At 60.3% G+C, this 8,800-nt stretch carries 8 protein-coding genes and 3 pseudogenes; 7 read left to right on the top strand and 4 right to left on the bottom strand.

Annotated features, from left to right (window positions below):
- Nucleotides 1-3: 3 nt before the first annotated feature.
- The 5 genes and pseudogenes from gabT to BN1800_RS42680 form a co-directional block, all read left to right on the top strand.
- A complete protein-coding gene (gene gabT / locus BN1800_RS23175) occupies nt 4-1,311 on the top strand; it encodes a 4-aminobutyrate--2-oxoglutarate transaminase (RefSeq protein ID WP_027511312.1) in 1,308 nt (435 codons plus the stop codon).
- Nucleotides 1,312-1,496: 185 nt separating this feature from the next.
- Nucleotides 1,497-2,612 (top strand): acyl-CoA dehydrogenase, encoded by a 1,116-nt coding sequence (locus tag BN1800_RS23180; RefSeq protein WP_244564609.1) that lies wholly within the window; start codon nt 1,497-1,499, stop codon nt 2,610-2,612.
- Nucleotides 2,612-3,781 carry a CaiB/BaiF CoA transferase family protein gene (locus BN1800_RS23185; RefSeq protein ID WP_027511314.1) on the top strand — a complete coding sequence of 390 codons (1,170 nt, stop codon included), beginning with the start codon at nt 2,612-2,614 and terminating at the stop codon, nt 3,779-3,781. Before BN1800_RS23180 ends, BN1800_RS23185 begins: the two co-directional genes overlap by 1 nt.
- 130 nt (nt 3,782-3,911) lie before the next feature.
- Nucleotides 3,912-4,070, top strand: a pseudogene (locus tag BN1800_RS42675) (3-hydroxyacyl-CoA dehydrogenase family protein); the annotation flags it as partial.
- A 341-nt stretch (nt 4,071-4,411) separates the two neighbouring features.
- Nucleotides 4,412-4,593 (top strand): annotated as a pseudogene (locus BN1800_RS42680) (hypothetical protein); the annotation flags it as partial.
- Between the two features lie 133 nt (nt 4,594-4,726).
- Here the strand turns inward: BN1800_RS42680 and BN1800_RS23200 are convergent.
- Nucleotides 4,727-5,635, bottom strand: coding sequence for a LysR family transcriptional regulator (locus BN1800_RS23200; RefSeq protein ID WP_027511316.1), 909 nt, complete (start codon nt 5,633-5,635; stop codon nt 4,727-4,729).
- A gap of 245 nt (nt 5,636-5,880) precedes the next feature.
- Here BN1800_RS23200 and BN1800_RS23205 point away from each other — a divergent pair, with 245 nt between their 5' ends.
- Nucleotides 5,881-6,315 (top strand): DoxX family protein, encoded by a 435-nt coding sequence (locus BN1800_RS23205; RefSeq protein ID WP_027511317.1) that lies wholly within the window; start codon nt 5,881-5,883, stop codon nt 6,313-6,315.
- A 645-nt stretch (nt 6,316-6,960) separates the two neighbouring features.
- On the opposite strand, the gene BN1800_RS40510 is transcribed toward BN1800_RS23205, so the two are convergent.
- The 3 genes from BN1800_RS40510 to BN1800_RS23220 all read right to left on the bottom strand — a co-directional run bounded on the left by BN1800_RS40510 (nt 6,961) and on the right by BN1800_RS23220 (nt 8,516).
- Complete coding sequence (locus BN1800_RS40510; RefSeq protein WP_143534059.1) at nt 6,961-7,260, bottom strand: hypothetical protein; 300 nt, start codon at nt 7,258-7,260, stop codon at nt 6,961-6,963.
- Nucleotides 7,261-7,404: 144 nt separating this feature from the next.
- On the bottom strand, nt 7,405-8,058 hold the full coding sequence (locus BN1800_RS23215; protein WP_051336670.1) for a hypothetical protein: 654 nt from the start codon (nt 8,056-8,058) through the stop codon (nt 7,405-7,407).
- A gap of 2 nt (nt 8,059-8,060) precedes the next feature.
- Nucleotides 8,061-8,516: a hypothetical protein gene (locus tag BN1800_RS23220; protein WP_027511318.1), complete on the bottom strand. Its 456-nt coding sequence runs from the start codon at nt 8,514-8,516 to the stop codon at nt 8,061-8,063.
- Here BN1800_RS23220 and BN1800_RS42685 point away from each other — a divergent pair.
- Nucleotides 8,510-8,800, top strand: a pseudogene (locus BN1800_RS42685) (IS6 family transposase); the annotation flags it as partial. The gene BN1800_RS23220 and the pseudogene BN1800_RS42685 sit on opposite strands and share 7 nt — an antisense overlap.

The following is an 8,800-nucleotide window of genomic DNA, read 5'->3' on the forward strand; positions in this document are numbered from 1 at the left end:
AAAATGACTGCCTCAGCAGACTTGCACTCCCGTCAGAAGGCCGCCGTCGCCGGCGGCGTTGGAACACGTAGCATCTTCGCGCAAAGGGCCCAGAATGCCGAACTTTGGGACGTGGACGGTAAGCGGTTTATCGATTTCGCCGCCGGTATAGCCGTCAACAATACGGGCCATCGCCATCCGAAAGTCATGCGGGCGGTCGCCGCTCAAGCGGAACAATTTACACATACCTGCTTTCACGTGGCCCCTTATGAGGGATATGTTAAACTCGCGGAGCGGCTGAATGGGATTGCGCCAACCGGCACGGAAAACCGCACTATGTTGGTGACCACCGGGGCCGAAGCGGTCGAAAACGCCATCAAGATCGCCCGCGCCTATACGAAGCGCCCCGGCATTGTCGCGTTCTCAGGCGCTTTCCACGGTCGCACCATGCTTGGCATGGCGCTGACCGGCAAGGTCATGCCCTACAAGAAGAACTTCGGCCCCTTCCCGGCCGATGTCTACCATGCGCCGTTCCCGAACCAATTCCTCGGTATTTCCACGGAAGAGGCGATTGCCGGACTCGAACGGCTGTTCGCTGCCGATATCGACCCCGAGCGCATCGCAGCCTTCATCCTGGAGCCGGTTCAGGGCGAAGGCGGTTTCAATGTCGCGCCTAAGGAATTCCTGGTCCGGCTGCGCGAGCTAGCTGACAACTATGGCATCGTGCTGATTGCCGACGAGGTTCAGGCTGGCATGGCGAGAACGGGGAAAATGTTCGGTTTCGAACATGCCGGCGTGAAGCCGGATCTCGTAACCATGGCGAAGGGCCTCGCAGGCGGCTTTCCGCTGTCGGCCGTCACCGGCAGGGTTGAGATCATGAACGCCGCCCACCCGGGTGGGCTCGGCGGTACCTATGCGGGAAATCCGCTGAGTGTCGCGGCGGCCAATGCGGTACTTGATGTCATAGAGGACGAGAGACTCTGCCAACGCGCGGCCGAAATCGGCCGTTGCATCACCGACCGCTTGACGTCTCTCGCATCGCGGCAGGGCATGGAGCGAATTGGGGACGTACGTGGGCTTGGGGCGATGATCGCCTTCGAACTTGTCGAGGATCGCCAGACTAAGACGGCGGCGCCTGCAATCACGAACGGCATCGTCGCGGAAGCTGAAGCGCGCGGCCTCATACTTCTCTCATGCGGAACGCGCCTCAACGTAGTCCGTTTGTTGCCGCCCCTTACGATTGAATGGGACGTCCTCTCGGAAGGCTTGGACATCCTCGAGGCTTCAATTGAAGCAGCACTGTCGGCGCCGTCAGGCTCCGTTGCCGTGTAGACATGTAAGGCTGGATAGAGCGGTCGCCGTGACAGTATCGGAAGCCGCCTCGGCATCATCGCACTTCATTCGAGGAAAAATCCGTGACCGCAGATTTCACCAGAGCCACGCCTTCATACCAAACGAGCGCATTCGCTTGGGACGATCCCTTCCTGCTCGAGGATCAGCTCGCCGAGGAGGAGCGGATGATCCGCGATGCGGCCAAGGCCTTTGCCGAGGCCGAACTCATGCCGCTCGTTCAGGATGCCTATCTTGAGGAAAAGACCGATCCGGGCATCTTCCGGCTGATGGGCCAGGCGGGTCTTCTCGGCGTGACGCTGCCGGAAAATTATGGCGCGGCTGGCGCCAATTACGTATCCTATGGTCTCGTGGCGCGCGAGGTGGAGCGCGTCGATTCGGGCTACCGCTCTATGATGAGCGTGCAGTCGTCGCTGGTGATCTACCCCATCTACGCCTATGGCTCCGAAGAACAGCGCGACAAATACCTGCCCGGTCTCGTCTCCGGCGAACTGATCGGCTGCTTCGGGCTCACCGAGCCGGATGCCGGATCCGATCCGGGTTCTATGAAGACGCGCGCCGAGAAGATCGAGGGCGGCTATCGCCTGCGGGGCTCAAAGATGTGGATCTCCAACGCGCCGATAGCCGACGTCTTCGTCGTCTGGGCGAAGTCGGAGGCGCATGGCGGTGAGATCCGCGGCTTCATCCTCGAAAAAGGCATGAAGGGCCTCTCGGCGCCGAAGATCGGCGGCAAACTGTCGCTCAGAGCCTCGATCACCGGCGAGATCGTGCTCGACGGCATCGAGGTAGGCGAGGACGCGCTGTTGCCGAATGTCTCGGGGCTCAAGGGGCCGTTCGGCTGCCTCAATCGAGCCCGCTACGGCATCTCCTGGGGCGTGCTTGGCGCTGCGGAGGATTGCTGGTTCCGTTCCCGGCAATACGGCCTCGATCGCATCCAGTTCGGCAAGCCGCTCGCCGGCACGCAGCTCTTCCAGAAGAAACTCGCCGACATGCAGACGGAGATCACGCTCGGCCTGCAGGCCTCACTCCGTGTCGGGCGGCTGGTGGATGAGGGCAGGTTCGCACCGGAGATGATTTCCCTCGTCAAGCGCAACAATTGCGGCAAGGCGCTCGACATTGCGAGGCAGGCCCGCGATATGCATGGCGGCAATGGCATCCAGATCGAGTACCACGTCATGCGCCACGCGCAGAACCTGGAAACGGTCAACACTTACGAGGGCACGCATGACGTCCATGCGCTGATCCTCGGCCGTGCACAGACCGGCATTCAGGCATTCTTCTGATGGCTGCTCCAAACAGTGCCCCCCTCGCCGGCCTGAAGGTCGTCGAGCTTGCCCGCATCCTGGCCGGGCCCTGGATCGGACAGACGCTCTCCGACCTCGGCGCCGAAGTCATCAAGATCGAGAGCCCACAGGGCGACGACACCCGCACCTGGGGACCTCCCTTCATTGAGCAGCCGGACGGCAAGGGCGGCGCCGAAAAGGTGGCAGCCTATTTCCACGCGGCAAACCGCGGCAAGACTTCGGTCACCTGCGATTTCGGCAAACCCGAGGATCTCGCCCGCGTCAAATCCTTGATCGCGGAGGCGGATGTCGTGATCGAGAACTTCAAGGTCGCAGGGTTGAAGAAATTCGGCCTCGACTACGCCAGCGTCGCCGCAATCAACCCCCGCATCGTCTATGCCTCCGTGACCGGTTTCGGCCAGGCGGGTCCGCGGGCGCGACAACCGGGCTACGATTTCCTGATCCAGGGCATGTGCGGCATCATGGACCTGACCGGCGAACCGGACGGCGAACCGCAGAAAGTGGGCGTTGCTTGGATCGACGTCTTTACCGGCCTCTACGGGGTGATCGGCATTCAGGCGGCACTTGCCGAGCGGGAGCGATCCGGCCTAGGCCAGCACGTCGACCTGGCACTGCTCGATGTGGGCGTTGCGGTGCTTGCCAACCAGGCAATGAACTATCTTGCGGGCGGCAAGGTGCCCCGCCGCATGGGCAATGCGCATCCCAATATCGTGCCCTACCAGGTGTTTCCCGCCACTAACGGTCATCTGATCATCGCCTGCGGCAACGACCGGCAATTTGCGGCCCTGTGCGGCATGCTCGGTCTTAATGGCATTGCGGAAGATCCGGCCTATGCGACCAATCCGGCCCGGGTGGAGAACCGGAAAGCGCTCAGCGCCCTAATTGCGGACAAGACCAGGCTGAGGCCGAAGGCGGAGCTAATTGCCGCGCTCGAGAAGGCCGGCGTTCCGGCAGGCCCGATCAATACAGTTGCGGAAGCGATCAACGAGCCACAAATCCAGGCGCGGGAGCTGCGCATCGATCCCGCAGGCTTGCCTGGCTTGCGGACGCCCATCCTTCTGTCACGCAGCCCCCTGGCGCTCGATAAAGCCGCGCCGGTTCTGGGGGCTGGAAGCTGGGGATTTTCAAAAGAAGCCGGGGAAGAATAGAGATGACGATTGGGACGGTCGGGGCGGTCTGCGACGGGCAGACGTCGATGCGGAAAGACTTGAGGTCGCGATCGCCAAAATCGGCGCGAACCTGGACCGGCAGGTGGCGCACGATTTCGTCCGCCTCGAGCCCTGCTTCGCCCATCATGAACGTGCTGCATAGCAGGCTTGCCGACACCAAGTACCGGCCGTGCCCGCTGCTGAAATATGTCGAGGCCGGCTGGTTCGGGCGGAAGGTTGTAGACGCTTTTACGGCTACCGCGGTGAAACCCCTGTTCCAAGCCGGTGAACAGGTGCCGATGAAAGGTACCGGCCCCTGCTTGCGTCCGAGATTAGAGGTCATCTGCTTGCCATGCTTCCAACTAGATCCCCGAATATCTCGCCCGTATCCCCGCGTGCGCCCTGAGCAGGCGCTGGCCCCCCTCCCACGCGAAGATGGCATTGGCAATCGCGCAATTTTCCCGAAAAGAACGTGGACAAGCGCTTGCCAGGGGCGCGCTCGGGGTCTCCACGACATCATCGCCCAGACTTCGTTCAAAGCCTCGCTGATCCGTCCAAGCATGAAATCCGCCTGCTTCTCGGCATTCGCTTTGTGAAGTACGCCGGACGGCGCGCCAGCGGAGGTACTGATTACGCCGACCTGGACCAAACGCCAGCGTGGTCATCGCCTATCAGGGCGCCGTCGCTCCGGAAGCAATTGCGGCAACCTTCTTCTGGCTGAAGACCGGCGTGATGTCGGTCTGCTCGCGATCTCTTCGGCAGACCGCCTGAATGCCGGCTGGCAGGCAGCCGAGCGCGCCCGACGGCGGGGAAAAGGGATATTCGCTATATATGAGAGCGCTGCCTTAGAGCAGGACAACCATTCACCGGATCGCCGCATTTCCAGACTTGGCGATCCGGCCAGTACACATCCTCGCCCAACCGCAAACAGCCTGTCTCCGCTGCTCAAGGTTTGCTGGCCAACTCCCATTGAGCGATACATTGCTTCACCAGCCACTGTCCGGCTGGACCGAGCGCCTTTTCCTTCCTGTAGGCAATGACCAATGGGAACGATGGCATCCAATCCGACCCTTCCCAACTTTCCGGTTTCAGTTCGACGAGGCGCCCGGTCGAAAGATCGTTCTCCACGCGCGAGCGGGGCATTGAACCCCAGCCGACACCAGCAAGAATGAGGTCGTATTTGGTCTGGAGGTCATTGACGCGCCATCTGTTCGTGGCAAGCACACCATAGTCCCGACCGCTGTCCAAGTGGGGAGCGGGGCTGATGACCAATTGGGTGTGGTCCCGCAGTCGTGCCGCGCTGATTGGTCCCTCGATCCGGCCGAGCGCATGCGTCGGGGCGGTGACGGGAACCAGATCGATCCGGCCGCACACGCGGCGCTCGAATTCCTCCGGCTGACGTTCAGCAAGCAGAGCGAGATCGACCGTGCCATCACGCAGAGCCTTCGCCGCGGCATCGAAGGTTTCGGTCAGAAGACGGATTTCGACAAAGGGAAACTCCGCGTTGAAGGCGCTCAGGACGCGGCTTAAGAGGTCCGGCGGCGCATAGCTGACGACAGCGAGAGTAAGTTCTGCCTCCAGCCCCTCTGAGATGCCCTGGGCCTGGCGCCGCCAGTCCGTCACGTCGTCAAGGATGCGTCTCGCGCGCGGCAGCAGCGCCTTTCCTGCCTCGGTCAGCGTTGGACGATAGGCGGAGCGGTCGAAGAGGGGAAGCCTGCTCTGCTCCTCGAGTTTCTGGATGGTGTAGGTGATCGCCGATTGCGCTCTGTTCATTCGCCGCGCAGCCGCAGCAAAACTCCCCTCCTCAACCGTAGTGACGAATATCAGGAACTGATCAAGCGTCAGCGCATCCATGGGAATTCCAGAAGATCGAACGGTTTCACGGCGCGTGGCACAAACAGCGCCGACAACGACGAGAATAACACTATCAGTTTTCTTGAACAAGACAGCCAAAATTATATCGATTTCTTTTGACGTTTCCCCTCGTAAGATCAACAGCAAGCCCGCCTGACCGAGGGCACGCGGCTTCTTTCAGCGATCCGACGATGGCGGCGCACGGATCTTATGTGCTCGTTCACCACCTCTTCTGGAGACATCAGATGCCACACAGCTCGACTCTTCATTCAGCACCGACTGCTGCAAAATCCTTGCAAATAGGGCTCTGGATCGCCCAAGTGCTCATTTTTGTCGCGTTTACCGTATTCGGCTGCATGAAGTTCTTCATGCCGATCGATCACTTGGCGGCCATGTGGGTCTGGCCCGGAGACGTGCCGCCACGGTTCCTGCGCCTAATGGGCCTCATCGATATCGTAGGCGGTGCCGGCATTCTCCTGCCCGCCCTCACCCGCATCCTGCCCCGGCTGACGGTTCTGGCCGCCTTGGGGTGCGTACTGCTGCAGATTGTGGCCTTCATTTTCCATTCGTCACGCGGTGAGCTGTCGGCCCTTCCGCTGAACGCCATCCTTCTCCCCGTCTGCCTGTTCATTCTGTGGGGGCGCGGGAAAAAGGCTCCGATCATCGCGCCGCGCGGATAAACGACCCCAGCCGGGAGGCCGTATGCTCCTGCCGGTCAGGCTCCTCTCGATCCTCGACTTCTCTCGGAGTTCTGCATGAAGTTCTATTACAGCCCGGGCGTCTGCGAGGCCCGGTCTGCCATTCACCGCCCATACCGTTGCTACGGACGCATACGTCCCACACCGGCGCTGATGATTACTACGCCCTCAATCTCCGCGGCTACGTGCCGCTGGTGGAGCGGGCCAATGGCCAGATTCTGACCGATGGCCTATGATCATGCAGTATGTGGCCGATCAGGTTCCGGAAAGGAACTTGTACCGGCCTGGGGTTCGATGGGACGGTATCGCCTGATCGAAAGGCTAGCCTTTGTCAGCAGCGAGTGCACAAGAATTTCGGGCCCTCTGTTCGATGCCCGAAGACCGCAGGAAGTGAAAGCTATCTTCTCGAGCGTTTTCTTGGTCGCCTCGGCTGGCTGGAACGGCAGCTCGATGGCCAGATGGACGGCAAGTTCTCTGTTGCCGAGGCCTACCTACTCGCTATCTGCAACTGGGGCAGGATCGTTGGGTTAGACCTAACATCCTTCGAGAGCCTGCAAGCACTCCTCGGTCGCATCGCTACCCGCACATCTATGTAGGAAGCGTTGGCAGTCGAAGGGCCTCGTAGCATCAGTTCACCGGCATGCATGCGCATGCCGGAATAAGCCAAACATAGCTTTTTAACGCAAGTTGGTTGCGGTGGCTCACAACCAACGATTCCTGTGATTGGTCGAGCGCCGCATACCGAGGCTGGCGACGTGAGAATAAGCCGGTCGAAGATGAAAGCAACAGGACAACTCCAGAACTTTTTTCCTCGTCCGCTAACACCACCGTCGCTTCATCTGCGTGTTGGGAGAGATTTGCCAAGAAGCGTTCTGCTGCTAGCAGTAGCGATGGACCAAAATCACGGTACAGGAAACCTACTTTCACGGTTTTGCCTCCGGGCCAGTGCGTTCGATCATCCATGCGGCTGGCGTGTGACCATCTTTGCCACCAACGAAAGCCGAACCGACGAGGCCAGTGCGGCCGCCAATGCGCTTGAAGGTCAAGAGAGGGAACAATCCAGGTCGTTCATCAATCCGCGACTTCCGCTCCACCTGCATCCTTCTTGAACGTGATCGAGACGGGCGCCTCACCATTGGCCGCGATCTGCAACTGGAGTGTCTTCGGTGAAGGCGTCGTGTACAGCATGGAGTTTTCATTGGCGCGATAATGCGTCTGCGCGGCCGCCCAGTCAGCGACACCTTTGAGATCGAAATGCAGCGCTGTGGTTTTTCCCGCAGCCACCGTGAAACCGGACAGGTCGCGATAGATGCTTTCGGTCTTGGCGTTCGTATCGTCGGTCAGCGTCAGATACATTTTCAATCCCTTGAGATCGGCCTTGCCGTCGTTCGACATGGCGAGTTCCAGATGATCAGAAACGTTCTTCTTCGTGACCGGATCGAAATTGTCCTCTACCTTGGCGGAGAGAACGCGGATCGTCGCCGGCGTCCCGGTCTGGACAATCGGGTTATCGAGCTCCGTCGGTCTGGCGTCGGCCTTGTCGTTCTGACCGTCGCCGTCCGTATCCGCGATCAGGGGATCGGTCCCCAGCAGTTTCTCGGCAATATCGGGGATGCCGTCATTGTCGCTATCGAGGGGAGCCGAGACCGCAGGTGCAGCAAAGGCTGTGAGACCAAGGAGAAGGAAGCTCGAGACGAGAAAATTCGTCTGTTTGACGTGGGTCATGGTCAGTCCTTTTTGAGGTTTGCGATGTTGAACGGAAGCATAAACAGGGCGGCGAGAAGGGCTGCGGACAGGCCGATCAGCCAAGCGGCGTCGCTCCAGCGATCCCGCATGACGGTAACGAGTGGTTGACCGTAGTAGATTTCCTTGATGCCAAGGGCTGCGAAGCACCAGCGCTCAAGATGTTTGGCGGGCGACAGCTGTTCAATGCCGTCACGGACCGTTTCATAGGTCGCAAAGGACGTCATGATCTGTTTTTCCTGCGGCTTGGCGATGCCGAGTGTACGAAAGACGCCGGCACCAACCTGATTGTCGGGATCGAGCGTATCGCCGATCTGCGGCGCGATCAGAACCAAGGTAAGCCAGATGGCGAAGGCGGCCATGATGGCGTGCGCCGGCCGGCGCATGTGGAGCGCCAGAATCAAGCCGAGCAGGAAGAACGATCCGACGGGTGATGTCACGTTGTCAGCGGCTTAACGGTTGTCGGTAATGGGTTGGGATGAACAGTCCGGCCGTAAGCTACAAGAACCACCGCTTTCCACCGCAGATCATCGCCCGTGCGGTCTGGCTGTATTTTCGNNNNGTTCCCTTTGAGCCTGAGGATGGTCGAGGAGATGCTGCTGGAGCGCGGTATCGTCGTCTCCCATGAGACGATCCGAAGATGGGGTCGCAAATTCGGAACGGCTTATGCCAGGCAGTTGTGCAGAAAGAGGCCTTCGCGAAAGGATATCTGGCATCTGGACGA

The organism is Rhizobium sullae (assembly GCF_900169785.1).
Classification (GTDB): domain Bacteria; phylum Pseudomonadota; class Alphaproteobacteria; order Rhizobiales; family Rhizobiaceae; genus Rhizobium; species Rhizobium sullae.